The sequence below is a fragment of the Amycolatopsis sp. NPDC003861 genome (assembly GCF_053605405.1).
On record NZ_JBSGJD010000009.1, the window covers coordinates 1 to 24029 of the forward strand.

A 24029-nucleotide genomic window follows, 5' to 3' on the forward strand; every position below is an offset into this window, starting at 1 on the left:
GGGGGCGATCGCCCTCGGCGCGGTCGCGGTGCTGGCGGCCGGTCTCGGGTGGCTGGTGGCGGGGCGGGCGCTGGCACCGCTGCGGCAGGTCACCGAGACCGCGCGCCGCATCGCCGCGGCGGCCGACCCGGGCGGGCAGGCGCGGATCGCCCTGTGCGGGCCCGACGACGAGGTGAAGAACCTCGCCGACGCGTTCGACGTGATGGTCGAGCGCCTCGACCGGTCGTTCGACGCCCAGCGGCGGTTCGTCGCGAACGCGTCGCACGAGCTGCGCACGCCGCTGACGTTGAACCGGTCCCTGGTCGAGGTGGCGATGCGCCGCGGAAGTGACGTCCGGGAGCTCGGCGGCAAGCTGCTGCGGATCAACGCGCGGAACGAAAAGCTGATCAGCGGGTTGCTGCTGCTGGCGAAGTCGGAGAGCGCGCTGACCTCGCGGAGCCCGGTGGATCTCGCGGCGCTGGTCGCGCAGGTGGCGCCGCCGGAGGTGGAACAGTCCCTGGCCGAAGCGGTGACGGCGGGCGACGCGGTGCTGCTGGAGCGCCTGGCCGCCAACCTGGTGGAGAACGCGACACGCCACAACGTGCCCGGCGGCTGGGTGCGCGTGGCGACCCGGTCGCGGCCGGGACGGGTGGAACTGGAGGTCGCGAACAGCGGGCCGGTGATCCCGCCGGCCGAGGTGCCGGCGTTGTTCGACCCGTTCCACCGCCGCGCCCGCGTGGCGGCGGAAGGGACCGGGCTCGGGTTGTCGATCGTGCGCTCGGTGGCGCACGCCCACGGCGGCGAGGTGACGGCGAGCGCTCGCGTGGACGGCGGCTTGGTGGTGGTCGTGTCGCTGCCCGCGGCGTGACCTGCCCGGCTCGTCCCGTGGACGAATTTCGGATATTCCGGCGCTTTTCGCCCGCGCTTTCCACCCAACCGACTTTCGCGCCTTGACTTCATCAATGGTCTAGTCCAATGATCTGTCCACCTCGATCCCCACCGGGAGGACAGCTCATGCGCAGGAGCAGACTGGCCGCCGTCGGGCTCGCCGCCGCCACTTTCGCCGCCACCGCCGTCAGCCTCGTGCTCGGCGCACCGTCGGCGACCGCGGCGTTGAGCAACAACTGGTACGCCGCGGCGCCGTACCTGATGCCCCAGAGCAACAACCCGCCGGACCCGATCACCGTGATGAACGCGACCGGGCTCAAGGCGTTCCAGCTCGCGTTCATCCTCGCCCCGAACGGCGGCGGCTGCAGCCCCACCTGGGACGGCACGTCCGCGGTCTCGTCCGACACCGCCGTCGCGGGCGTGATCTCGCGGATCCGCGGCGCGGGCGGCGACGTCTCGGTGTCCGTCGGCGGGTACGGCGGCACCAAGCTCGGCCAGACCTGCGGCACGGTGGCCGCGACGGCCGCCGCGTACCAGCAGGTCATCACGAAGTACTCGCTCAAGGCGATCGACTTCGACCTCGAAGAGCCCGAGTACGAGAACACGGCCGCGATCGCGAACGAGCTCGGCGCTGCGAAGACGTTGCAGGCCAACAACCCCGGCCTGTTCGTCTCGGTGACCATGCCGGGTACCGCGGCCGGCACCGGCTGGTTCGGCACCCAGCTGATCGACCAGGCGAAGTCGATCGGCTTCACGCCGAACAACTTCTCGATCATGCCCTTCGACGGCGGCTTCAACGGCGGTTCGTCGCAGGTGTCGGCGCTCGAGGCGCTCCACGGCCTGCTGATGTCCCACATGGGCTGGGACAGCGCCACCGCGTACTCGCACGAAGGCTTCTCCGGCATGAACGGCAAGTCGGACGCGTCCGAGATGTTCTACACGGCGGACTTCCAGACGGTGTACGACTACGCGACCAGCCACGGCCTCGGCCGCTTCACGTTCTGGTCGGTCAACCGGGACCGCGCGTGCGTCGGCACCACGGACAACGGCGTCTGCAGCAACGTCCCGCAGAACGACTGGGACTTCACGAAGTTCAGCGTCCGCTTCGCCGGGGCGACGCCGCCGCAGACGACCCCGCCGGTGACGACCACCCCGACCACGCCGGGCGGCGGCTCGTGCACCGCGGCGGAGTGGGACCGGACGAAGGTCTACGTCAAGGACAACGTCGTCTCGCACAACAGCCACAAGTGGACCGCCAAGTGGTGGACGCAGGGCGAGGAGCCCGGGACCACCGGCGAATGGGGCGTCTGGCAGGACAACGGCGCCTGCTGACCTCTTCGCGAGTTTCAGAAGTCGAGGTGGGTGTTCTCGCGCTGGACCTCCGGGGTCAGCGCGGGAACCTCCACGACGCGCCGCCCGGCCTGCCGCAGCAGCTCGGTGCCCCGGGCGTCGACGAAGACCGGCGGCTCCCGCCAGGCGAACACGACGCGCGGGATGCCGGCGTCGAGGACGAGCTGCGTGCAGCTGCGCGGGTGCGAACTGCGGTGACTGCACGGTTCCAGTGAGCTGTACATGGTGGCGCCGGCCAGCCGCGGGTCACCGGCGCACTTGGCCAGCGCGGCTTCTTCGGCGTGGTTGTTCGGGTCGCCCTCGCCGGAATGCCCGGTGGCGACGACTTCGCCGTCGGCGTCGGTGATGACGGCACCGACCCGGAAGGTGTGACTGGGCGGGCACTCGGCGGCGAGCGCGATGGCTTCCTTGAGGCGCTGGACGTCCCGGCCGGTCGGCTCGTCGGCGGCGCGGTATTCGAGGATCGCCATACCCTGCAGTTCGTTCGCGGCGGTCAGCACGAGCGGCCGCGGGTACAGGCCGGGCCCGACGAACCGGGGCGCGTCCGGCTGCCCGACGAAGAACGGCGCGATCGCGAGCCGCAGCTCGTCGGCGAGGCCTTCGGTGAGGAACCGCGTGTGGATCCCGCCGCCGCCCTCGACCAGCAGACGTTCGATGCCGCGCGCGCCGAGGTCGTCGAGGATGCGCCCGAAGTCGGGCGGGTCGCCCGCGTCGACGACGGTGGCGACGTGCTTGAGCGCGTCCGCGGCGCCGGGTGGGGCGTAGACGATCTTTTCGGTGTCCCCGACGGTGAAGAACTGCGCGTCCGGATCGAGGCCGCGGGTGGTCACGGTGACCTTGACGGGTTGTTCGGGCTTCCCCTGCTCCAGGCGTTGCCGCCGCAGCTCGGGAGAGCGGACGAGCAGCCGCGGGTTGTCGGCCCGCACGGTGCCGGCCCCGACGAAGATGGCGTCGGCCTCGGCCCGCAACCGGTCGACGACGGCGAAATCGTCCTCTGTGGACAACACGAGCCGCTCGGGCGAGCTGTCGTCGAGGTAGCCGTCGAGCGACTGCGCGGCGGACAGCAGGACGTGCGGCCGGGAGATCACCCGGCCAGTATGCCGTAACGCGCGGGGCGGTCCCGGCGTCCTAGGACGTATCCCCCTGTCGTGCCCATTCCCCCGGAGCATTTTGATCATGACAACGCGAGGCTGGTACAAGGAGCGGACACTCACCACGGTCGACACCGTCGGCCGGGAGGTGTCGGTGACGACCGGGCTCACCCGCGACCCCGAAGGCCGCCTGGTCGCGGCCATCGCCATCAGCGACGGCCCGACGGCGATCTACCGCTACTCCGGCGAGGCCGACGGGCCGTCCGAGCTGGTCACGAACGCCGCCGAGACGGTCAAGGAGCTCCGCAGGCTCGCCGGCGTCCCGCCGACGCGCTGACGCCGTCCGAATCAGGCCGGCAGGACCGCGTACTGACGGACGTAGAGGTCGGTGTAGGTCACCGGACCGCGGGGGCCGGGGACCTTGTCGAGGTTGATGCCGGTTTCCGGGACGGCGAGCAGCTTGAAGCCGTCGAGGAGGCGGGTCGGGGCGTTCCAGAAGACGCCCGTGCCGGTGTAGCCGTCGAAGAAGGCGTCGGCGGCCGACTCGTCCTCGGTGGTGATGCCCGCTGCCAGGCCGGACGTGCGCTCGTTGGCGATCTCGACGGCGTCGGAGAGCGAGCCGACCTTCGCGACGGTGACGGTCGCCTCGCGGTCGGAGTCCAGCGCCCACTCGTAGCCGATCGGGTGCTCGTGCGGGGCGAGCGAAGGCGTGACGCCGCGCTCGGCGAGCGCGTCCGAGATCGCCGGCCAGGCGTCGTCGTGGATGTCTTCGTGGATGAGCAGCAGGTTCAGCCGGTTGCAGACGCCCAGCCTGTCGAGGCTCGCGTAGACGAGGTCACGCGCCTTGGTGACGTCCGCGCCACGGTCGACGTAGAGGACGCCACCGCCGTCGGCGTGGGCGAGGGTGCGCACGCCGTGGACGGCCGCCTCGGTGGCGAGGGCCCGCGTGCTGTCCCCGCTGCCCCGCAGGATCACCAGCGGCACGAGGCCGGGCAGCCGAACGAGCGCGGACGCGGCCTCGCGCTCGACGCGCGGCACGAGCTGGACGCAGTCGGCGTCGATGCCCGCCTCGGCGAGCGCCGGCGCGATGACGACCTCCCGCAGCCGCTGGGCCGACCCGAGCGCGGCCGAGCCGGTGCGCAGTACGCCGGCGTTGCGCGACTTGACCAGCTGGGAAGCCACATCGACGGTGACGTTCGGCCGCGCCTCGTAGTTCGCGCCGATGACGCCGACCGGCCGCCGCCGTTCGACCAGCCGCAGCCCGCCGTCCAGGGTGGAGACGTCGACGGAGCGCTCCTGGTGCGGCGCGCCGGCGAGCAGCCGCAGCTGTTCGGCCATGCCGGTGAGCCGCTCCGGGGTGATGGTGAGCCGGTCGAGCAGGCCGGCGCTCATCCCGTCGGCCTTGGCGCGCTCGACGTCGGCCTGGTTCGCCTCGAGGATCTCGTCGCGGTGCGCGAGCAGCCGCTCGGCCATCCCGCTGAGAGCGCCATCGACGGCCTCGGCGCTTGCGGCAGCCAGCGACGGCGCGGCGAGCTTCGCCGCCCGTGCGCACTCTTCGACGGCCTTGGCGACCTCGTCCATCGTTACGTCTCCCTCCGCGCGGACCACCAGTTTGCCGCATGCACGCCGGTGACCGGCCACGGGCTCCACCGCGGACAGGCTCGTCCGCCGTCAGGCGCCGCGGCTCACTTGGCCACGGGCTCCAGCAGCCAGAGCGCGCCGGCGATCAGGCAGCTGACCGTCGCCACCGCGAAGACCAGGACCCACAGGATCGGCGGGACCGCGGTCAAGCGGCCCAGCTGGTCCGCGTCGGAGTCGCGGGCCTGCCCCCGCCGACGCTTGATCTGCAGCTCGGCGACCGGCCGCACGCCTGCGAACAGCAGGAACCACGTCACGAGGTAGCTGAACGGAGCCTGCAGCTCGACTGGAGCGACGAACGCGATCAGCGCCAGCACCGCAGCGCTGGCGACGACCGTGAAGACGCCGTACGCGTTGCGCACCATCACCAGCACACCGAGCAGCAGCAGCGCGATCAGCACCAGCACCGTGCCGACCAGGTCGGCACCCAGCAGGCTGGCGAACAGAAGCCCCAGGACCGACGGCGCCAGGTACCCAGCCATCGCGGTGAACGCCATGCCCGGCCCCTCGGGCTTGCCGCGCGAGACGGTGACGCCCGAGGTGTCCGAGTGCAGCTTGATGCCCTGCAGCCGCCGCCCGACCAGCACGGCGGCCAGCGCGTGGCCGGCCTCGTGCACCATCGTGACGACGTTGCGCGCCCGCCGCCACGGCGTACCGCCGACCAGCACGACGAGCAGCGCCACCCCACCGGCGATCAGGGTGATCACGGCGGGCGCCTGGGCCTGCTCGAGCAGAGACCCGGTGTCGGTGGCGGCAGCCGCGCGGAGTGCTGACAGGGTGTCACCGGCCGGGCCGCCGAGCGCGGAAGGAACGGGCGAGCTCACCCGGACACCTCACCACAGGCGATATCTGGCTACTGTGAGTCCCCACCGTCTGCTGCTGCGCGGCTTCCGGTATTGGGTCGTGGTGGTCTCCTTTCTGTCTGGTCGATTGACTTGGCGGCCGGGTTTCGGGCTCCCGGCCGGCGGGCGGGCAGGGTTCGGGGTGGCTACCGCCGGGCCGACGCCTTGCCGGGCTGGGTCGGGTCCAGGCTCGGCGAGCAGGTCACGCACCGGTCGCCGGCGGGCGCCAGGCCGCCTCCCGGCCCAAGACCGGCCCCGGGTCGGACAAGGGCCAGCTCGGGCCCGAGCCGGCCCGGATCCAGTCGGCCGACTCGGCTCGTGCGGTTCGGCCGACTCGGCTCGGGCGGTTCGGCCGACTCGGCTCGGGCGGTTCGGCCGAGCCAGGCCAGGGCCGAGCCAGCGCCGAAGCGGGCCAGCGCCGAGCCGGGCCAAGGCCGAGGCGGGCCAAGGCGGTCCATGGCCGGCTCCCGTCGAGCCGGTCGAAACAATTCAGGTCGAGCCGGGCCGGCCAGGGCCGAAGCGAGTCAGGGACCGAGGCGTCGGGCCGGCTTGCGCCGAGCCGGTCGGAACAGCTCAGGTCCAGCCGGCTCGGGCCAGTCCAGCGCGAATCGAGCCGGTCAGGCCGCGTTGCACCGGGGCCGGCGGGGCTGGGTCAGGTCATCGAGACTCCCTCATCCGGGCCTCGCCCTCGACGCGGAACAGGAACGACGCCCAGCTTCGGAACGGCGCCCAAGCCTCCGCGATCTCCGCCAGCTCCCCCACTCCCGCGTCCGGGGCGTGGTACGCCTCGCGCATGATCTCGTGCAACCGTGTCTCACTACGGGGAAACACATCCGGGTGACCGGCACCGCGAATCAGGATCAGCTCCGCGCTGAAGCGGCCGACGCCCGGCAGCAACTGCAGCTGCTTCAGCGCTTCCTCGGCCGGCATCGCGCGCAACGTCGCCGCGTCCAGTTTGCCCTCCGTCGCCGCCTCGGCGATGGCTCTCAGGCGGGGAAGCTTCGGGCCCGGCAGGCCCGGCTGGTACTCCGCCTTCGCCAGCGCCGCGGGAGCCGGGAACGTCCTCAGCCTGCTGCCGCCCACGTCGACCTCGGTGCCGTAGCGCTCGGTCAAGCGCCGGCGCAGTCTGACCGCCTGGGTCATCCAGATGCGGTGGCTCAGCACCGCCCAGCACGCCGCCTCGTACGGGGATGCGAACAAGACCGGGCGCAGGCCCGGGTGCAACCCCTGCAACAGGGAAACCACCGGATCACGGGCGCCGGCTTGCGGGAAGGCCGTGCCGTCGATGTCCAGCGAGCACATCCTCCTCACCTGCGCCACCACGGCGTCGGTGTGCGCGGGCGGGCCGTGGACCTCGACCGTGACCTCGCCGGGCGATCTCTGCCGCAGCACCGCTCCCACCGGTGTCCATTCGCCGTCGAGCGTGAACGCCACCCGCAGAGCGCCGGGTTCGGCGTCCGGCTCGCCGGCCGGGGCGAAACCGGTCAGGAAGCGGGCTGCCGCGGCCAGGTCGAACTCACCCATTACCGAGATCTCGCCACAGGGACGGGACATCGTCGTCATCTCTACCTCCTCGGATCGGGCCCGATCGGGACCTCGCCTGCGACGTTAGGAAGGGGGACCGACAATTCCGGGCGTCGAACGCCTGAGCCCGGATTTGTTCACTCGAACGAGTGGCCGGGAAGTTGGCATACTGCCGGTATCCGAAAGCGAGGAGAACCCGTGCCGACCAGCGCATCCGATCGTCTTCAGGCCCTGCTCGGGACGCCGGCCGAGGCGGACGACGGCTACCTCGACCTGCTCGGCGCCGCGGATTAGGCCGGCCCGCCGACCGGGCTCACGCAGCGGCTGATGCGCACCACCCTGCTCCCACAGGTCTACGAACGCTACTGGCGTCCCACACTCGGCCGCGCACTCAAGGGCCCGCTCGGGCCGAGCATGACGGGCGAGGTCAGGATCGCCACGGAACTCCTCCGCCTGAAACCCGGCCACACCGTGCTCGACGTCGCCTGTGGAACCGGCCGGTTCACCCGCGCGTTCGGCGCGGCCGTCGGCCCGGACGGCCTCGCGATCGGCCTCGACGGCGCCTGCACCATGCTCGCCAAGGCCGTCGCCGAGGGCGGCCCGGACACCGTCGCCTACCTGCGTGCCGACGCCGTGGATCTCCCACTGAAACCGTCCACAGTAGACGGAATCTGCTGCTTCGCCGCGCTGCACATGTTCGCCGAGCCGGAAACCGCGCTGGACTCTTTCGCGCGCGTACTGAAACCAGGCGGCCGGATCGTGCTGCTGACAAGCGCACGCCGCGGCTGGCAGCCCGCGCGGCTGATCGAGTCGGCCGGCGGGATCGTGAGCGGCCAGAAGATGTTCGACCGCGGCGAAATCGCGGCGAGCCTACGCGCCCGCGGCTTCACGGAACTCAGCGAGCGGTACGCCGGCGTCACGCAGATCGTCGCGGGCCGAGCACCACAAAATGTCGGAGCTCCCGGTTAGCATCGCCCCATGACCGACACCGCCCCCGTCCCGCCCGACGACAGCTACCTGCGTTCCCTGGTCGAGGCCACCGCCGACGCCGTCGCGGCCGCCGAACCGCTGTCCTCGCCACACACCGGCGCGGACGAGGTGACGCGGGCCGAAGTCACCGCCGCGGTCGAACGCAGCTCACCCGATCTGGTGGTATTGAGCCAAGATCTGCACGCCCACCCCGAGGAGGGATTCACCGAGCACCGGTCGGTCCGCGCCCTGGCCGATCTCCTGCAACGCCACGGCCACGAGGCCACGGTCGGCGTCGGCGGGCTCGACACCGCGCTGCGCGTCAGCACTCCACGACAAGACGGCCCGCACATCGCGCTCCTCGCCGAGTACGACGCCTTGCCCGGGCTGGGCCACGCCTGCGGCCACAACGTCATCTGCACCACCGCCGCGGGCGGGTTCCTCGGCGCCGCCACCGTCGCCGAGCGGCTCGGCGGCCGCGTCAGCCTGATCGGCACCCCCGCGGAGGAAGGCGGGGGCGGCAAGGAGATCCTGGCCCGCGCCGGCGTGTTCGACGACGTCGATGCGGTGATCATGCTGCACCCGTTCAGCCACGACATCGCGCTGCACCCGTTCCTCGGGCGGCGTCAGCTGGAGATGGTCTTCCACGGTGTCGGCGCGCACGCGAGCGCCCAGCCGTTCATGGGCCGCAACGCGCTCGACGCCGCCGTCGCCGCGTACCAAGGTGTCTCGGCGCTACGCCAGCAGCTCCCGCAGAGCGACCGCGTCCACGGCGTATTCACCGACGGCGGCGCCCGGCCCAACGTCATCCCGGCGCGGGCCGCGCTGCTGTTCTACCTCCGGTCCCAGTCCCCGGATACCCTGCGCGACCTCGCCGCCCGCATGACGTCGATCGCCGAGGGCGCCGCGGCGATGACCGGCTGCGGCGTCGAGCTGATCTGGGACGCCCAGCCGGCCTACCTGCCGATCCGGTTCAACACCGCGCTCGCCGGGCGCTGGTCGGCCAACCAGGTGATCACCGGCCGCAAGCCACTCCCACCGGGCATCGTGCCGGAGTCGCTCACCGGCTCCACCGACCTCGGCAACCTCTCCTACCGCGTGCCCGCGCTGCACCCGATGCTGGCGATCTCGGGGCCGACGGTGGCGTTGCACACCAAGGAGTTCGCGGCCGCGGCCGGGTCCGAGACGGGCGATCAGGGAGTCCGCGACGGCGCGCTGGGGCTGGCTCTGACCGCCGCCGACTACCTCGGCGACGCCGAGCTGCGCAGGGCCGTGCACGACGAGTTCGAGGCGGCGGGAGGTGCCCTGGACGTTCCGTCGTTCTTCGTCTGACGCCTGAGGATTACCTGAGTTTTCTCAGCTGATTCTTCTCAGCAAAGCCTGAGGTATTTCCACAGGCTGCTCACAAGCACGGGCGCGAATCTGGTGTCATGACCGAGAACGAGAGTCGGCCCGGCCCCGCCTCAACCGGTGGGCACCAGCCGCACCAGAGCACCCAGCAGTACGGGCCGTACGCGCAGTACGCCTACCAGCAGCAGGCCGCGCCGAATCCGCTCTTCACCCCGCAGCCGCCGCCGGGCTCCCCGGCGCCCACGGCGCTGAAGGCCAAGCCGCGCAAGGGCGGCCGGGTCGCGATGATCGTCAGCGCGACCGCGCTCGGCGCCGCGCTGGTCGGTGGCGTCGGCGGCGCCGCGATCGTCGGGCTCACGACGACTTCGGCGGACGGCGCGACGACGTCGGTCAGCACGCCGGCGGCGAACGGGCAGACGGTCGCGAACTCCACTTCCGGCGATGTCAGCGCCGTCGCGGCGAAGGTGACGCCGAGCGTCGTCCAGATCAACGTCACGACCGACCAGGGCGAGGCCATCGGTTCCGGCGTCATCCTCACCTCGAACGGCCGGATCCTGACCAACGCGCACGTCGTCGACGGCGCCCAGAACGTCGTCATCACCACCTCCGACGGCAAGAAGTACCAGGCCAGCGTGGTCGGCGCGGACACCAAGGCGGACATCGCCGTGGTCCAGGCCCAGAACGCCAGCGGCCTGACCGCGGCCGGCCTGGGCGACTCGAGCAAGCTCGTCGTCGGCCAGTCGGTGGTCGCGATCGGCTCGCCGGGTGGCCTGCAGAACACCGTCACCACCGGCATCGTCAGCGCGCTGAACCGGAACCTGTCCGACATCGGGCAGGGTGAGCAGCAGCAGCGCTCGCCGTTCAGCCGCACGTCGAACCAGAGCGAAGACTCGCCCAGCTACACCGCGATCCAGACCGACGCCTCGATCAACCAGGGCAACTCCGGTGGCGCGCTGGTCGACACCCAGGGCAACGTGATCGGCATCAACTCGGCGCTCTACAGCCCGACCGCGTCGGCCAACGGTTCGGCGGGCAGCGTCGGGATCGGCTTCGCCATCCCGATCAACGACGCCAAGAAGATCGTCGACCAGATCGTGAACAACTAGGACGCGGACGGGCCGTGGTCGGGGCGGCCCGTCCCCCCGCTTCGGGGAGCGGGAAAACACCGCGAAGGCCGTTTCGAGAGTCAATCGGGGGCTCTCGAAACGGCCTTCGTGCTGCTCAAAGCGTGTAGGTGAGGGTGAAGAGGTGGTTCTTCTCCTCGTCGATCTCGATGCTCGCCGTCCCGGCGATCCCGGCCAGTTCGCCGAAGCCCGAGCCGGTGAGGATCTTCAGCGCCAGGCCGGAGTCGTCGGCCGAGTGGTGCAGGACGAAACCGCCCTTCCGGCCGTCGACCGAGACCTCGAGACGTTCGAAGGCGACGTACGCACGCGAAGTCGCGTTGGACGCCGAAAGCATCTCGACGGTGCTGGTCCCCTCGACCGCCCCGGTGAACGTCTTGCCGATCGCCACCCGGGCGAACTCGGTGCCTCCGGCCTCGTCGGTCGCCTGCGGTTCCCACTTGTCGAGGACGAATGACGCGGCGGCTGTGCTGGTCATGGCTGATTTCCTTTCGAAGGTGGCGCCAGCCTGCCAGCCATACCTGACAGCTTGCGTCAGGTTTTGTCAGCGCCTCCGGTTGCCGAACAGCCCGCGCGTGATCTCCCGGCCCAGCGCGCTCGCCGCGGACCGCATGAACGACTTCACGGCCGGGTTCTTCATCGCCGACTCGATGAAGCCGGGCTCGTCCTTCTCGGGCACAGGTGCCGGCGCGTCGGGAGCGGGAGCCGGCGCAGGCTCGGGGGCGGCCGCGACCTTCGCGGCCAGCTTCTCGTAGGCCGACTCCCGGTCGATCGTCTCGGCGTACTTCGCGTGCAGGTCCGACGAGGACACCGCAGCGGCAACCGCCTCGTCGCCGATCGAGCCCATCTTCGACCGCGGCGCCCGCAGCCGCGTCCACGCCACCGGCGTCGGCGCACCGCGCTCCGAGAGCACCGTGACGATCGCCTCGCCGATGCCCAGCGACGTCAACGCCGTGTCGAGCTCGTAGAACTTCGTCTTCGGGTAGGTCTTCACCGTCTTGGCCAGCGCCGCCTGGTCGTCCGGGGTGAACGCCCGCAGCGCGTGCTGGATCCGCGCGCCGAGCTGCGAAAGCACGGCGTTCGGGACGTCCGTGGGCAGCTGCGTGCAGAAGAACACGCCGACGGCCTTCGACCGGATCAGCTTCACGGTCTGCTCGATGCGCTCGAGGAACGCCTTCGACGCGTCGGCGAAGAGCAGGTGGGCTTCGTCGAAGAAGAACACGAGCTTCGGCTGGTCGAGATCGCCCTCCTCGGGCAGCTCCTCGAACAGCTCGGCCAGCAGCCACATCAGGAACGTCGAGAACAGCGCCGGCTTCGACTGCAGGTTGTCCAGCTCCAGCAGCGTGACGACGCCCTTGCCGTCGCGAGCGCGCATGAGGTCGTGCACGTCCAGTTCGGGCTCGCCGAAGAAGTCCTCCCCGCCCTGCGCCTCCAGATTGGACAGCGCACGCAGGATCACCCCGGCCGTCGCCGCCGAGACCCCGCCGATCCCCTTGAGGTCCGCCTTGCCCTCGTCACTGGTCAGGTGCGTGATCACCGACCGGAGGTCCTTCGTGTCCAGCAACGCCAGGCCGCGCTGGTCGGCCCAGTGGAAGATCAGCCCGAGCGTCGACTCCTGCGTCTCGTTGAGCCCCAGCACCTTGGACAGCAGCACCGGCCCGAAACTGGTGATCGTCGCCCGGATCGGCGAGCCCTTCCCGCCGGTGCCCAGCGACAGGAACTGCACCGGGAACGCCGCGCCCGCCCAGTCGTCGCCGAGCTCCTGCGCACGCTTCGTGACCTTGTCGTTCGCCTCGCCCGCCGCGGCCAGCCCGGACAGGTCGCCCTTGACGTCGGCGAGCACCACCGGCACCCCGGCCGCCGACAGCTGCTCCGAGATCAGCTGCAACGTCTTCGTCTTGCCCGTCCCGGTCGCACCGGCGACCAGCCCGTGCCGGTTCAGCGTCGCCAACGGCAGGCGCACGGCCGCGGCCGCGTCCACCTGCCCGTCGATCACCACCGCGCCCAGCTCCAGCGCGGCACCCTCACTCGCATACCCGGCGGCGATCTCACTCGCCGGCGACGCCTGCTCGGTCACTCGCAGCTCCCCGATCGTGTGTCCTGGACCACACCGGGAGCGTAACGCGCCGTACGCGCAGGTAACGCCCTTCGCATCCCCGTGTCGGGTTAGGGTCACCAGGTGACCGACCGCCTAGTCTGGATCGACTGCGAAATGACGGGGCTCGACCTCGGCAAGGAAGCGTTGATCGAAATCGCCGCCCTCGTCACCGACGCGGAGCTGAACGTGCTCGGCGACGGAGTCGACATCGTCATCCACGCCGACGAGGAAAAACTCGCCGGGATGCCCGAAGTCGTCCGCGAGATGCACGCCCACTCCGGCCTCACCGAAGAAGTCCGCCGCTCCACGGTGACCCTCGAAGAAGCCGAACGCCGCGTCCTCGACTACATCCGCGAGCACGTCCCCGAGCCGGGCACCGCGCCCCTCGCCGGCAACTCCATCGCCACCGACCGCGGCTTCATCTCCCGCGACATGCCCGCGCTCGACGCCCACCTGCACTACCGCATGGTCGACGTCTCGTCCGTCAAGGAACTCGTGCGCCGCTGGTACCCGCGCATCTACTACGCCAAGCCCGAGAAGGGCCTCGCCCACCGGGCCCTCGCCGACATCCGCGAATCCATCGGCGAACTCGACTACTACCGGCGCGTCGCCTTCGTCCCCCAGCCCGGCCCCACCAGCGAAGAAGCCAAAGCCGCCGCCGCTGAAGTGCAGGAACACCACCAGAGGTGACCCGGTGAAAACCGGTCGAGGGCACCCGCTACGATTACTGCCAGCGAGGTGATCGCAAGCGGATCCCCTCGGCGATGGTGGGCGTAGCTCAGCTGGTAGAGCACCTGGTTGTGGTCCAGGAGGTCGCGGGTTCGAAACCCGTCGCTCACCCCATCACCCCAGTTTGGATCTTCGGTCCGAGCTGGGGTTTTGCGTTCCGCCGTCCGTGGCAACGCTCACGACCGGATGGCTCAGCGTGCGCGCGGCCGAATGCCGGTGCACGGTGTTCTGGTGGCACGTTCAGCACCGAAGATCCGGGGTCGTAAGAAGAAGCTGCGGTACGAGGACATCACCGTCGTCGACCGGTCGTTGCTCAAGCGGGCGGTGGGGGCCGCCGCGCTCGGCAACGCCATGGAGTGGTTCGACTTCGGCGTCTACGCCTACATCGCCGACACCATCGCCGAGGTGTTCTTCCCGGCCAGTGTGTCCCCCGGCGTCCGGCTGATCGGGACGTTCGGCGCGTTCACCGCCGCCTTCCTGATGCGGCCGCTCGGCGGGCTCGTGTTCGGGCCGCTCGGCGACCGGATCGGGCGGCAGAAGGTGCTCGCCGTCACCATGATCATGATGGCCATCGGGACCCTGTGCATCGGGCTGATCCCGTCGTACAGCTCGATCGGCGTCTGGTCGCCCATCCTGCTGGTGCTCGCGCGGATGGTGCAGGGCTTCTCCACCGGAGGCGAGTACGGCGGCGCCACCACCTTCATCGCCGAGTACTCACCCGACAAGCGGCGAGGGTTCATGGGGTCCTGGCTGGAGTTCGGGACGTTGTCCGGGTACGTGCTGGGCGCGTCCGTCGTCACCGGGATGAAGGCCTGGGTGCCGCACGAGACGTTGCTCGACTGGGGGTGGCGGGTTCCGTTCCTGGTCGCGGGGCCGCTCGGCATCATCGGGCTCTACATGCGGCTCAAGCTGGAGGAGACGCCCGCGTTCCAGAAGCACGCCGAGGAGGCCGAGAAGCGGGGGCGGTCCGGGGAGCCGTTCTGGAAGATGTTCACCGAGTACTGGCCCGCGCTGCTGATCTGCGTCGGCCTGGTGCTCGTGTTCAACGTCACCGACTACATGCTGCTGTCCTACATGCCGACGTACCTGTCGGAGCAGCTGCACCTCGACGCCACCCACGGCCTGCTGCTGATCATCGTCGTCATGGTCGTGATGATGCTCATCATCATGGTCGGCGGGCGGATCACCGACCACGTCGGCCGCAAGCCGGTGATGATGGCCGGCTGCCTGGGGTTCCTCGTGCTGTCCTGGCCGCTGATGCTGCTCGTCCACGACGGCGGGCTCGTGCTCACGTTCCTCGGGCTGATGGGGCTGGGCCTGCTGCTGCTCTGCTTCGAGGTGTCGATGCCCGCGGCGCTGCCCGCGCTGTTCCCGACGGCGATCCGGTACGGCGCGCTGTCCATCGCGTTCAACATCTCGGTGTCGCTCTTCGGCGGCACGACCCCGCTGGTGATGCAGTCGCTGATCTCCGCCACCGGCCACGACTTCTGGCCGGCCTGGTACCTGATGGCGGCCGGCGCGATCGGCGCGGTCGCGGTGTACTTCAGCCGAGAGACGGCGAACAAGCCGCTGTGGGGCTCGGGACCCGCGGTGTCGACCGAGGCCGAGGCGCGGGAGCTGGTCCGCGGCTCGGACTAGTTCGCCGCCGTCCGCCACTCGTCCCAGGACAGCTGCCAGAAGCTCCAGCCGTCGGTCGGCTCGAGCTTGGGGCCGCCGCTGTTCTGGACAGTGACGATGTCGCCCTTCTTGGACGTGTCCATCAGCCACTTCGTGTTCTCGGTGGACAGGTTCAGGCAGCCGTGGCTGACGTTGCTGTGGCCCTGCTGCCGCACCGACCAGGGCGCGGAGTGGTAGAAGATGCCGCTCCAGGACAGGCGGACCGCGTACTGCACGAAGGTGCTGTAGCCGCCGGGCGCGTCCTCGGGGACGCCGTAGGTGGCGGAGTTCATCGTGTAGCCGGTGTGCTCGCTCATGACGGTGTAGGTGCCCTGCGGCGTGTTGTGGCCGGGCTTGCCCATGGAGGTCGGCATGGTCTTGACCTCCTTGTCGTTGATCGTGACCGTCATCTGGTGGGTCTGGCCGTCGGCGACGGCGACGAGCTTGTCGCCGACGGTCGCGCTGGCCCCCTTGTCCTCCCGGCCGTAGCTGCCGTTGCCGAGCGGCTTGCCGTAGACGGCGGCGTCGACCTTGATCTTGGTGCCGCTCTTCCAGTAGTCCTTCGGCCGCCAGGTGACCTGCTTGTCGCCGAACCAGCGGAAGGCGCCCTCGGTGGCCGGCTCCGCGGTGACCTTCAGCGCCTTCTCGGCCGCGGCCTTGTCGGCGACGTTGCCGGTGAAGGTGAAGATGAGCGGCATCCCGACCCCGACGGTCTCCCCCTCGCCGAGGTTCACCGAGACGCCGAGCTGCCGGGCGGGCTTGACGGTGCTGAAGGACGACTCCTGCGTCACGGGCTTGCCGTCGGAGCCGGTGGCGGTGGCCGTCAGCTTGTAAGTCTTGTTGTAGCCGAGCGGCTCGGCGGAGTCCCACCCGGAGCCGTCAGCCCGAGCCTTGCCGCCGACGACCTTGCCATCGGCCCCGGTGAGCTTGACGTCCCCGACCTTCCCGTCCTTGACGGTGACGCTCACCGGCTCGCCGGGAGCGACGTCCTTCGCGTCCTTGGCGGGCGTGAGACTGAGCGTGGCGGGCTTCGGCGCGGGCTTGCTCTGACTGGACGGCGGCGGCGCAGTCTCCCGGGGAGGTTCACCCGAAGGGCTACTGCTGCACCCGGCCAGCCCGACCAACCCGGCGGCCACCAGCAGCCGCACCGTCACACCCCGCATGCCCACCCGCCTGTTTCGCCGTCGATGTCCGACTACAGTGTGCCCGACCAGCCGCGACGCCGGGGCAGCTATGCCACAACCGGCTTGGGGGACCCCCCTGAAACGGCCTCGGAGAGGGGTGCTAATCTTTTCCACGTCGCCGAGGGAATCCTCCGGCAGACACCGGCGCCATTAGCTCAATTGGCAGAGCAGCTGGCTCTTAACCAGCGGGTTCGGGGTTCGAGTCCCTGATGGCGCACAGTCGGAAAGCAAAGCCCACCAACGGTTTCCCTGCAAATTCAGGGTCGCTGTCGGTGGGCTTTGTTGATCTGTGGGTCCGAGCTGGGGCCGCTGTGGGTCCCACCCGAAGTCCCGCCGGCACGGATGAGGCGCGGACCGTGTCCGACCGCTCGACGTCGCCCTTGCCGGCCAGACCTAGCACCTGACCTGCAGATCTTCCGCCCCGGTCGTAACCGGCGCGGCGAACCAAGCTCGCGGTCGCCTCCGCACAAGCCTGAGCCAGCGACGGGAGCACGCTGGTGTACGTGTCCGCGGTCAGGACGATACTGGCGTGACCCAACAGTGCCTGCACGGTCTTCAGGTCGTTGCCCGCGGCCAGGGACAGCGTCGCCGCGCCGTGACGCAGGTCGTGGAACCGCACCGGGGGCAGACCAGCCTTCTCGATCAGCCGCCGGAACGTGTGCGACACGTAACTCGGGCTCCAATGACTGCCGTTCTCCCGCGCGAACACCCACCCGTCAGCAGCTCCCCTACCCTCACGACGCTGCGCAGGCCGCAGCCCCACCAGCAGCGCGACTGTACCCCGATCCAGCGACACCGCACGGCCGCTCGCCGTGGACTTCGGCAGACAGATCACCGCCCGACCGTCCCGCTCCTGAATCTGATGAGTCACCGTCAGCGACGCTCCAGCCAGATCGAGATCACACCAGCGCAGGCCGAGAATCTCACCACGCCGTAACCCGGTCAGGGCCGCGACGTGGAACACCGCGTGCAGCGGATGCGACCCGGCGTGCCGGAGGAACACGGCTGTCTGCTCGGCCGTCCAGACCGCCACCGGCGGACGCTCCCCGGTTGCCCGCCACACCGCGACCCGCGCCTCCGTTCACGCCACCGCTCGCGGCCGTCGCAGCGACGGCAGCTCCACCCACCGCGCCGGATTATTCGTGACCAGTCCACGCCGGATGGCTCCGTTCAACGCCGCACGCAGCACCCCACGTATCCGCTGCAAGGTCGTCGGCGACAACGGCTGGACCCGCGTGGCGTTCGCTCGCAGCAGGCTGGTGAACATCGCCTGCACCCGTCCGATCGTCAGCTCCGCCAGGGCGACGTTGCCGAGGCCGGGCTTGAGGTAGTCCCGCACGAGCTGGGTGTAGATCCGCCGCATCGCGGGACGAATTGCGTGACGGGTGGCCAGCCAGATATCCAGCCACTGCCCCACCGTCACCAGAGTCAGGTCAGGATCGACATCCTCACCCCGCCAGTACCGCTGAGCCTGCACAGCCGCCGCCCGCGACGAAAACACACCACGCCGCAGCCGGCACCGCCCTCCATCGCGCTGCCCCGGCAACTCCACCGTGAAATACCAGCTACCGTGCCCCCGCACAGCCAGCCGAGGGCAGCACGGCCCATATGGACGTCCCGTCTCCGGATCGACACCCACACCGCTTCCACACACCACGCTCCGCCATCACGACTCCCTGCCGCCGAGTATTCCGTCAGATCAGGGTGCGCCCATCTTGAGCAGAGAGAGAGAAATCCGAGTACCACGGCCCTATACCCCGACCTCCGGGTAAGTTCAGCACTGGCGTGAGCGGCCGAGAACCACTACAACCGTTGAGGTGAAGTTCGACGCGCAGTTGATCAGCGCTCTGGCGGCCGCTGCCGGAGCTCTCGTAGTGCTCGGTGCGAAAGTGGTGGGGCAGACTCGCAGGAACCGGCTTCGCGCTCGGCTGCGTCAGGCGATGGAGCTCCGCCGCGACATGGACGAAGCAACTGGTGCGGCCGTTGTCACTTTGCGACAATCGCTTGACAAAGTTGTAGAGCATTGCGCAGGCGAGCTCGCAAGGTTGGAATCGATCTGGGTACGTCAGGCTATGACGTCAGCCGCGGCCCGCGTCGAAATGATCACGGCACTCGCCAGCGCACTGACAATCGCCGGGACCCTAGGTGCGTTGATCTCGTGGTCGATGGACGTGTCCAACGCGGAAGCAGTCGTCGTGGGCCTAGTGGCCATCTTAGTCATGTTGACACTACTCTTGCGATTCGAATCCAAGCTTAAGCGAGATATTGAGTCAGTGAGCTCCGGCGAGTCAAATTCATTACGCGGCAGACGGTTTCGAGCCGCTATGGGAATTGACGAATCAGTGCTTATATTCCACCCCAGTGACGCCGTACGATTCTCGCGATTCGGATTGGTACTATATCTGGCTCCCGTGGTGTCCACAACGCTGGCAATGATATCTTTAGTAAATATAACCATTGGTGAGCTTTCCATTTGGCTAATAGCGCCTGTGGCACACTAATATTGCTGTTGTTCACTTTTGAAAGCTATCGCCTTTCGGTCGCATCACCCCGACCTCGACGATGGATAGGATGGATCCCTATCCTCGGCCCGCTGGCCGCAATGGAGATTATGCTCACGCTGATCCTTACAGAGCCGCTCACACTTCGATTCTTTGCCAACAGAATCGACCAACAACTTACACACGAAGGCACGCCAATTGGTCAGCGCGGCATCCTCGCTCAGTTTCACGCGCTCGACACACTGGAAGCGAACGACAATCTGATCTACTGGAGCACATGGGTATTCCGCTTACTGATTGCAGTAATGCTTCTGTCACCGCTACTTATTCGACTCGTAGGCGGTTCAACAGAATACGAACGTGAAATAGAACGGAGGCGAACCGAAGCTGAGGCTCAGTTTCATTCAATAATCGCAAGACAAGAAGATCGAGTAAGAGGCCGACTGCTCCTACGTCGTAAGAAGATTGATCAGGCTCGAAAGAGCCAACTTAACTCCCTGCGGCCAACCAAAAGAAACGCAGTCAGTCGAGCAAAATTGGTCCGCTTGCGCAGTTTTCGCAGCCTTAAGTCGCGACCCGCATGCCATGAGCGCCGCAGTCGAAACCCTGGTCAACAGCCTGCAGGAGAACCATGATTCCTTGGCACTACTGGAACGGCGACAAACCTCGTGAAGCGACGCAATTCACTGCTCAGCGCTCCACCGCCGGGTGAAGAAGCCAACTTGTCCAACACCCCTGACGATACTACGGAACTGGCTTCGCCGAGCGCCCGTGTCGGGCTCGTGCGTCCCGATGCCGACTGCGACACAAGCAAATTGCTCATGCAGTTGCCCGGTGAGGCGTTCAGCTATAGCCTGCGAAAGGTTTCACGGAATACCGGCGTGGTTCGTAGCAGCTGGTAGACGGCATCTGGAGTCTCTCCAGACGTACTTTTGCTGCGGAAGTAGAACCAGATCGCGGCGGCGGTGGACACCGCGGCGAGCACGGCAAGTGCGACGACGAGCACGACACCTCCCGCGGTAAGAATGGATTCGAACCGACTCTGACGCAAGCCGCAGTGCGGCACACGGCAGTAATCGCACCGCTTGGTTCAGTCGCCGCCGCTGGCGGTGACTCGTCATTCGCCGAAGGTTGGCAGAAGCAACTGGCTGCAAGGCGTCCGGCCTTCCCCCAAGACAGTGCGCGGCAGCCGGCTCCGAGGGAGAGAACGACAGGACGGGCGGGCGCCGCCCGCAAAGGGTGCCTTCCAGGGCGGCGACTCGCTCGTCAAGTTGCCGAGCCCTGCGCGTGCGCCGAGTGAGGCTGTGATCGAAAGCCGTGCACGTGGGTGTTACCAGGTCGTAGCGTTCACCCGCCTGCGTGAACGGAAGTATCGCGTCCGAATCATCGCCCCGAGCCCGTAAAGTTCACCTCCTAGGGGTGAGGAGTGAGCAGTGACAGACACCGCAAAGCCCGACTTCGAGCAGAACCTGGTGGATTTCGGATCAGCCAAGTTCAGGGAGCTTCGGCCTGGTCAGCGTCAAGTCCTCACCGCGTACGCGGACCAACACCTCGATACCGCCGACCTGACCATTGAGATGCCCACCGGCGAGGGCAAGACCTTGCTGGCGTTACTGATCGCCGATCACGCGCTTACCCGTGGGTGGTCGGTTGCCTACCTCACCGGCACACGCCAGCTCGCTGAGCGAGCCGAGAGGGAAGCCGACGACCTGGGAATCGAAGTCGTTCGCTTCGCCGCCCAGGACTACGGCGGTGCCAAGCTCGACGACTACCACCAAGCCCGAGCCGTCGGAATCATGAACTACTGGGTCTACTTCAGCAGCAGGCCAAGGGTCGGGGCGGCCGACCTGGTCATTTTCGACGATGCCCACCTCGCCGAACAGCCCCTCAGCGGGCTGCAGACCCTGCGCATCCCCGACAAGGCCGGCCCTGCTCGCCACCTCTACCAGACGATCTGCGAGCTGGTCGTAGCTCACACCAACGCCTATCCTGGCCTGCGCGCGATGCTCGATGGCACCGCCCGGCCAGGCACCCCGCCCGAGCTGCTGTCCTTCAGCGATTGGGACGCAATCGAAGGCCCGACGCGCGACGCCATTGAGGCGTCACCTTTGGTCACGGACCGTACCCTCGAAGATCAGATGGTCTACGTGTGGCCCACGGTTCGGGACCATCTCACCCAGTCCGGCGCCCTCATCGGCCTGTCGCAGGATGAGCAGGCTGCGCTCGGCGGGGACATCCCGACGCTCTGCCGGGTAGTTGGGGTCCGGGGTGACCAGCGAGGGCTGGAGCGGCGGCCGGATCTGCGCGAGCGCCTGCTCGTCTCCGCGCGGACCGACGCACTGCGGCTGCCCGGTCCGCCGCCTGACGAAAACGGGCCCGCCGCCGACCAGCCGGCGGACGAGACTGTGCAACAGCTGGAGGAGAAGGTCGATACGGCTGTGTTGCGGCGGGCGATCGGGGCCATTGGTGATCTGGCCACAGATCCGGACTCCGTCGGTCAGCCCTCCACGCAGACAGATTTGACACGGCTGCGCGCGCTAGCCGCAGAGCTTGAGCAGAGCGGCCCCAGCGCCGTCGTCGCTGCTCGAGAGGTCCAGTCGTTACAGGTGGCGTTCGTCCAGCCTGCGATCCGCTTGGCTGACAGCGACCTGCTTAAGGTCTGGTGGCATTTCCGCAATCTGGCGACACGGTTACGGACCGGCTTCGGGCTGGCGCTACCCGATCCTCCGCAGGCTCCAAGCCCGAATACGCTGCGTCGGTACCTGATCAGTTGCAGGCGCACAATTGCCGCGAACGCCACCGAGCCACCTCCGCGGCTGGTCAAGATGCATTACCAAGGCTATCCTGCCTGCAGTGGGCCGAGCTGAGCGACGAGGCCCGCGACGTCATCGTTGAGCGCGCGGCGGCGAAGCAGGCAGCAGTCTCCGGCGGTTCGGCTCTGCACTTCGGATGGGGTCCACTGAACCCGCTGGTCGACGTGGTCCAAGACGTCCTTGGTGACGTCGCTGGCGACGTCGGGGATTGGCTCTGGGGCTCGAACGACGGCAACCACGCCGATGTCCGCGATCACCGCGACCACAGCAAGGTGCACGACCACCGGGGATACTCGCAGGAGGAGTCCGAAATCGAGGCACTCCTGCAGAGCTCGCCGAGTGCGTTGGCCGAGGCCGACCGGACGCTTGACGAGCTACGCGCGCGGCTCGATGGCACCTACGAGTTCACGGTCTTAGAGCCGGGAACGGTCAACTACGGCATCCTGCTCAGCTACCGCCAGGAGTGGAGCCCGCACGGCTACCAGGTGGGGCGCCTGGTAGACACGATTCCTCTGTCGCCGGGGGAGCGACGGGAGTTTCGGGTGTCGACCAGTCGTAAGGTGCATGAGAACCGGCGGACGGTCTCGACGAGCACACATGAGGCGCAGCGGGAGTCCAGCGCTTCCCACCGCTTGGAGTCCGAGGCCATTGAGGCGGCTACCACTGCTATGAACAACCAAGTCTCGACCACGGGGTCCTTCAACATCGGTGTGGGGTCCATCGGCGGCTCGTCGCAGTTCGATCTCAACACCGCGGCGGAATCGCGGCGGGTGTTGAAAACTTCTCGGAGGCTGCACGTAAGGCCGTCGACTCGTTGCGCGAACAGCTGGAGGTGACGGTCGAATCGACGACTGAGACGCTTACCGAGCGGTCCGACGTACGCGCCGTGGTCAACCCAAACAACGAGATCACCGTTACCTACTTGCTATACGAGCTGGAGCGCCGGTTCGAGGTATCGACTCGACTGCAGCGCGTCCGGCTTGTCGTTCTCGTCGCGCTGCCGGTCCCTGCACCCGACCAGATCACCCTGGCGTGGATCCTCGAGCACATCTGGCCGATTCGCGGTGCGTTGCTGGATCCGCAGCTAGCTGGTGTGTTGGACGAGCTTGAGGAAGCTCAGTCCGGTGCAGCGATCGAGTACGAAATCCGACGTGCGGCCGTGCTTGAGCAGCGGCGCGCGGTGAAGGACCTGAAGAGCGAGTATGAGGCGCTGGAGGCCGCCGCCCGGCGGCGGCGCGACGCGATCGTCGGACTCATTGAAGGTGAGGGGCTCGCGGAAGCCGTCGAGGCTGACCTTGGTCAGCGGATCGCCACGGGCATCATGACCGGTGGCCTGTCGTCTGCGCTGGGCATGGGGACTTCCGACGAGAACGAGGGGAAGGCGGCGGAGCGCGAGGCTGCGCAGCAGGCGCTGGCCTACCTAGAAAGTCAGATCGAGTCGAAGGGAGCGGCGCTCACGACGGCATCGACGGCGCTGCGGGAGGCAGTGGACCGGTTCACCGAGTCCGCAGTCGAGCACCGGCGTGCCACCTCGCAAGTATGCGGCTGCAGGTCCACATCCGCGACCACATTTTCCACTACATGCATGCAATCTGGGCTCACACCCATCCCGACAACCGATTCTTCGAGCTCTACGACGACATGGTCCCATTCCACACCCCGGATCCCGCCGGCTACACGCTTCAGCCAGGGCAGCCCTCCCCGCTGGGTGACCTCCCCGGGATTGACGAGGATGGCGTCGACCTGCTGGCGGCCGTGGCCCGCAGCTCCGCCCGTGCCGCCTCGGCGCCGTTCCGGTCTCCACCGCGCAGAGCCGCCTCATAACGCCAAACGATCAGCTCCAGGGTGACGATCTCGCGCTCGTGTCCCTTGGCGGAGTCGGACAAGCCACGCAACTCGTAACCGCGAGCTTCGTGCTCCCAGGGTTCGGCGAAGACCGGGTCGGCCGGGCGGCCGCATCCCGGGCACTCGAAGGGCCATCTGCGCGGCACTTCGTCCCCACTTTGATGACAGCCGTCCGCGTGACAACGCCAACCGACAACTCGCGCTTCAGCTGGTGCTTCGTAACCGAATGACGTTCTGAGTGCTTTTCTTCCCCACATCAGATGCCTCGACCGGGGAGAGTCACTTCATCGGCACTCGAAGACATTCGGACTCCCTCGACAAGGGCAAAACGGTGCGATGGATGATAGCTCAGCGTTTGCCGTTTGACGCTGAACTATCAGCCACCGGGTGTCGAGAGTGCGCTGTTCGAGTGAAGCCGAGCGCCGTTTTCCCCCTGTCGTAACAACGACCG

At 68.4% G+C, this 24029-nt stretch carries 21 protein-coding genes and 2 tRNA genes; 13 read left to right on the forward strand and 10 right to left on the reverse strand.

Translation table 11 applies throughout. The annotated features are described in order from the left end of the window. Both ACWEVN_RS04310 and ACWEVN_RS04315 read left to right on the forward strand, forming a co-directional pair. A partial coding sequence (locus tag ACWEVN_RS04310; protein WP_452050228.1) for a HAMP domain-containing sensor histidine kinase occupies nucleotides 1–847 on the forward strand: 847 nt, incomplete at its 5' end. 146 nt (nucleotides 848–993) lie between these two features. Continuing rightward, nucleotides 994–2199 carry a chitinase gene (locus ACWEVN_RS04315; protein ID WP_452050229.1) on the forward strand — a complete coding sequence of 402 codons (1206 nt, stop codon included), beginning with the start codon at nucleotides 994–996 and terminating at the stop codon, nucleotides 2197–2199. Nucleotides 2200–2213: 14 nt separating this feature from the next. Here the strand turns inward: ACWEVN_RS04315 and ACWEVN_RS04320 are convergent, their stop codons facing one another. Further along, on the reverse strand, nucleotides 2214–3305 hold the full coding sequence (locus ACWEVN_RS04320; RefSeq protein WP_452050230.1) for a dihydrofolate reductase family protein: 1092 nt from the start codon (nucleotides 3303–3305) through the stop codon (nucleotides 2214–2216). Nucleotides 3306–3393: 88 nt separating this feature from the next. Between ACWEVN_RS04320 and ACWEVN_RS04325 the strand changes: the two genes are divergently transcribed. Next, the gene (locus ACWEVN_RS04325; protein ID WP_449675771.1) at nucleotides 3394–3645 is read left to right on the forward strand and encodes a hypothetical protein; all 252 of its coding nucleotides are present in this window, start codon (nucleotides 3394–3396) and stop codon (nucleotides 3643–3645) included. A gap of 11 nt (nucleotides 3646–3656) precedes the next feature. Here the strand turns inward: ACWEVN_RS04325 and ACWEVN_RS04330 are convergent, their stop codons facing one another. The 3 genes from ACWEVN_RS04330 to ACWEVN_RS04340 all read right to left on the reverse strand — a co-directional run bounded on the left by ACWEVN_RS04330 (nucleotide 3657) and on the right by ACWEVN_RS04340 (nucleotide 7351). After that, nucleotides 3657–4889 (reverse strand): aldehyde dehydrogenase family protein, encoded by a 1233-nt coding sequence (locus ACWEVN_RS04330; protein ID WP_452050231.1) that lies wholly within the window; start codon nucleotides 4887–4889, stop codon nucleotides 3657–3659. Nucleotides 4890–4993: 104 nt separating this feature from the next. Beyond that, nucleotides 4994–5770, reverse strand: a complete 777-nt coding sequence (locus ACWEVN_RS04335) for a M50 family metallopeptidase (protein WP_452050232.1) — start codon at nucleotides 5768–5770, stop codon at nucleotides 4994–4996. Between the two features lie 675 nt (nucleotides 5771–6445). Next, nucleotides 6446–7351, reverse strand: a complete 906-nt coding sequence (locus ACWEVN_RS04340) for a DNA-3-methyladenine glycosylase family protein (protein ID WP_452050233.1) — start codon at nucleotides 7349–7351, stop codon at nucleotides 6446–6448. 288 nt (nucleotides 7352–7639) lie between these two features. Here ACWEVN_RS04340 and ACWEVN_RS04345 point away from each other — a divergent pair, with 288 nt between their 5' ends. The 3 genes from ACWEVN_RS04345 to ACWEVN_RS04355 all read left to right on the forward strand — a co-directional run bounded on the left by ACWEVN_RS04345 (nucleotide 7640) and on the right by ACWEVN_RS04355 (nucleotide 10737). Beyond that, on the forward strand, nucleotides 7640–8281 hold the full coding sequence (locus ACWEVN_RS04345) for a class I SAM-dependent methyltransferase (RefSeq protein ID WP_452050234.1): 642 nt from the start codon (nucleotides 7640–7642) through the stop codon (nucleotides 8279–8281). A 9-nt stretch (nucleotides 8282–8290) separates the two neighbouring features. Next, on the forward strand, nucleotides 8291–9613 hold the full coding sequence (locus ACWEVN_RS04350; RefSeq protein ID WP_452050235.1) for a M20 family metallopeptidase: 1323 nt from the start codon (nucleotides 8291–8293) through the stop codon (nucleotides 9611–9613). A 98-nt stretch (nucleotides 9614–9711) separates the two neighbouring features. Further along, nucleotides 9712–10737 (forward strand): S1C family serine protease, encoded by a 1026-nt coding sequence (locus ACWEVN_RS04355; RefSeq protein WP_452050236.1) that lies wholly within the window; start codon nucleotides 9712–9714, stop codon nucleotides 10735–10737. A gap of 115 nt (nucleotides 10738–10852) precedes the next feature. On the opposite strand, the gene ACWEVN_RS04360 is transcribed toward ACWEVN_RS04355, so the two are convergent. Beyond that, the gene (locus tag ACWEVN_RS04360; RefSeq protein ID WP_449681262.1) at nucleotides 10853–11230 is read right to left on the reverse strand and encodes a DUF3224 domain-containing protein; all 378 of its coding nucleotides are present in this window, start codon (nucleotides 11228–11230) and stop codon (nucleotides 10853–10855) included. Nucleotides 11231–11296: 66 nt separating this feature from the next. Next, nucleotides 11297–12829: a helicase HerA-like domain-containing protein gene (locus ACWEVN_RS04365; RefSeq protein WP_452050237.1), complete on the reverse strand. Its 1533-nt coding sequence runs from the start codon at nucleotides 12827–12829 to the stop codon at nucleotides 11297–11299. 102 nt (nucleotides 12830–12931) lie between these two features. Between ACWEVN_RS04365 and orn the strand changes: the two genes are divergently transcribed. The 3 genes from orn (at nucleotide 12932) to proP (ending at nucleotide 15217) form a co-directional block, all read left to right on the forward strand. Beyond that, nucleotides 12932–13540 (forward strand): oligoribonuclease, encoded by a 609-nt coding sequence (orn, locus tag ACWEVN_RS04370; protein WP_310971174.1) that lies wholly within the window; start codon nucleotides 12932–12934, stop codon nucleotides 13538–13540. 77 nt (nucleotides 13541–13617) lie between these two features. Continuing rightward, a tRNA-His gene (locus ACWEVN_RS04375) sits at nucleotides 13618–13693 on the forward strand. A 96-nt stretch (nucleotides 13694–13789) separates the two neighbouring features. Beyond that, nucleotides 13790–15217 carry a glycine betaine/L-proline transporter ProP gene (gene proP, locus ACWEVN_RS04380; protein WP_452050275.1) on the forward strand — a complete coding sequence of 476 codons (1428 nt, stop codon included), beginning with the start codon at nucleotides 13790–13792 and terminating at the stop codon, nucleotides 15215–15217. Here proP and ACWEVN_RS04385 read toward each other — a convergent pair. Beyond that, entirely contained in the window at nucleotides 15214–16398 is a 1185-nt protein-coding gene (locus ACWEVN_RS04385) for an Ig-like domain-containing protein (RefSeq protein WP_452050238.1), read from the reverse strand. The genes proP and ACWEVN_RS04385 overlap by 4 nt on opposite strands. 165 nt (nucleotides 16399–16563) lie before the next feature. Between ACWEVN_RS04385 and ACWEVN_RS04390 the strand changes: the two genes are divergently transcribed. Continuing rightward, nucleotides 16564–16636: transfer RNA gene (locus ACWEVN_RS04390), tRNA-Lys, on the forward strand. Here the strand turns inward: ACWEVN_RS04390 and ACWEVN_RS04395 are convergent. From ACWEVN_RS04395 to ACWEVN_RS04405, 3 genes are all read right to left on the reverse strand, one after another. Beyond that, complete coding sequence (locus ACWEVN_RS04395) at nucleotides 16598–17482, reverse strand: site-specific integrase (RefSeq protein ID WP_452050276.1); 885 nt, start codon at nucleotides 17480–17482, stop codon at nucleotides 16598–16600. The two genes, ACWEVN_RS04390 and ACWEVN_RS04395, sit on opposite strands and share 39 nt — an antisense overlap. An 18-nt stretch (nucleotides 17483–17500) precedes the next feature. After that, on the reverse strand, nucleotides 17501–17842 hold the full coding sequence (locus ACWEVN_RS04400; protein ID WP_452050239.1) for a hypothetical protein: 342 nt from the start codon (nucleotides 17840–17842) through the stop codon (nucleotides 17501–17503). A 1925-nt stretch (nucleotides 17843–19767) separates the two neighbouring features. Continuing rightward, entirely contained in the window at nucleotides 19768–19926 is a 159-nt protein-coding gene (locus tag ACWEVN_RS04405) for a hypothetical protein (protein ID WP_452050240.1), read from the reverse strand. A 427-nt stretch (nucleotides 19927–20353) separates the two neighbouring features. Between ACWEVN_RS04405 and ACWEVN_RS04410 the strand changes: the two genes are divergently transcribed. From ACWEVN_RS04410 to ACWEVN_RS04420, 3 genes are all read left to right on the forward strand, one after another. Continuing rightward, nucleotides 20354–21787, forward strand: coding sequence for a DEAD/DEAH box helicase family protein (locus ACWEVN_RS04410; RefSeq protein WP_452050241.1), 1434 nt, complete (start codon nucleotides 20354–20356; stop codon nucleotides 21785–21787). A gap of 110 nt (nucleotides 21788–21897) precedes the next feature. After that, nucleotides 21898–22569, forward strand: coding sequence for a hypothetical protein (locus ACWEVN_RS04415; RefSeq protein ID WP_452050242.1), 672 nt, complete (start codon nucleotides 21898–21900; stop codon nucleotides 22567–22569). After that, nucleotides 22548–23582, forward strand: coding sequence for a hypothetical protein (locus ACWEVN_RS04420; RefSeq protein WP_452050243.1), 1035 nt, complete (start codon nucleotides 22548–22550; stop codon nucleotides 23580–23582). The genes ACWEVN_RS04415 and ACWEVN_RS04420 overlap by 22 nt, the downstream gene beginning before the upstream one ends. The last annotated feature ends 447 nt before the right edge of the window (nucleotides 23583–24029 follow it).

What these genes read in the sequence shown, in the direction of transcription:
- ACWEVN_RS04315 (WP_452050229.1), top strand. Translation starts at nt 994, where the DNA reads ATGCGCAGGAGCAGACTGGCCGCCGTCGGGCTCGCCGCCGCCACTTTC.
- ACWEVN_RS04325 (WP_449675771.1), top strand. Translation starts at nt 3,394, where the DNA reads ATGACAACGCGAGGCTGGTACAAGGAGCGGACACTCACCACGGTCGAC.
- ACWEVN_RS04330 (WP_452050231.1), bottom strand. Translation starts at nt 4,889, where the DNA reads ATGGACGAGGTCGCCAAGGCCGTCGAAGAGTGCGCACGGGCGGCGAAG.
- ACWEVN_RS04340 (WP_452050233.1), bottom strand. Translation starts at nt 7,351, where the DNA reads ATGACGACGATGTCCCGTCCCTGTGGCGAGATCTCGGTAATGGGTGAG.
- ACWEVN_RS04345 (WP_452050234.1), top strand. Translation starts at nt 7,640, where the DNA reads ATGCGCACCACCCTGCTCCCACAGGTCTACGAACGCTACTGGCGTCCC.
- ACWEVN_RS04350 (WP_452050235.1), top strand. Translation starts at nt 8,291, where the DNA reads ATGACCGACACCGCCCCCGTCCCGCCCGACGACAGCTACCTGCGTTCC.
- ACWEVN_RS04355 (WP_452050236.1), top strand. Translation starts at nt 9,712, where the DNA reads ATGACCGAGAACGAGAGTCGGCCCGGCCCCGCCTCAACCGGTGGGCAC.
- ACWEVN_RS04360 (WP_449681262.1), bottom strand. Translation starts at nt 11,230, where the DNA reads ATGACCAGCACAGCCGCCGCGTCATTCGTCCTCGACAAGTGGGAACCG.
- proP (WP_452050275.1), top strand. Translation starts at nt 13,790, where the DNA reads ATGCCGGTGCACGGTGTTCTGGTGGCACGTTCAGCACCGAAGATCCGG.
- ACWEVN_RS04385 (WP_452050238.1), bottom strand. Translation starts at nt 16,398, where the DNA reads ATGCGGGGTGTGACGGTGCGGCTGCTGGTGGCCGCCGGGTTGGTCGGG.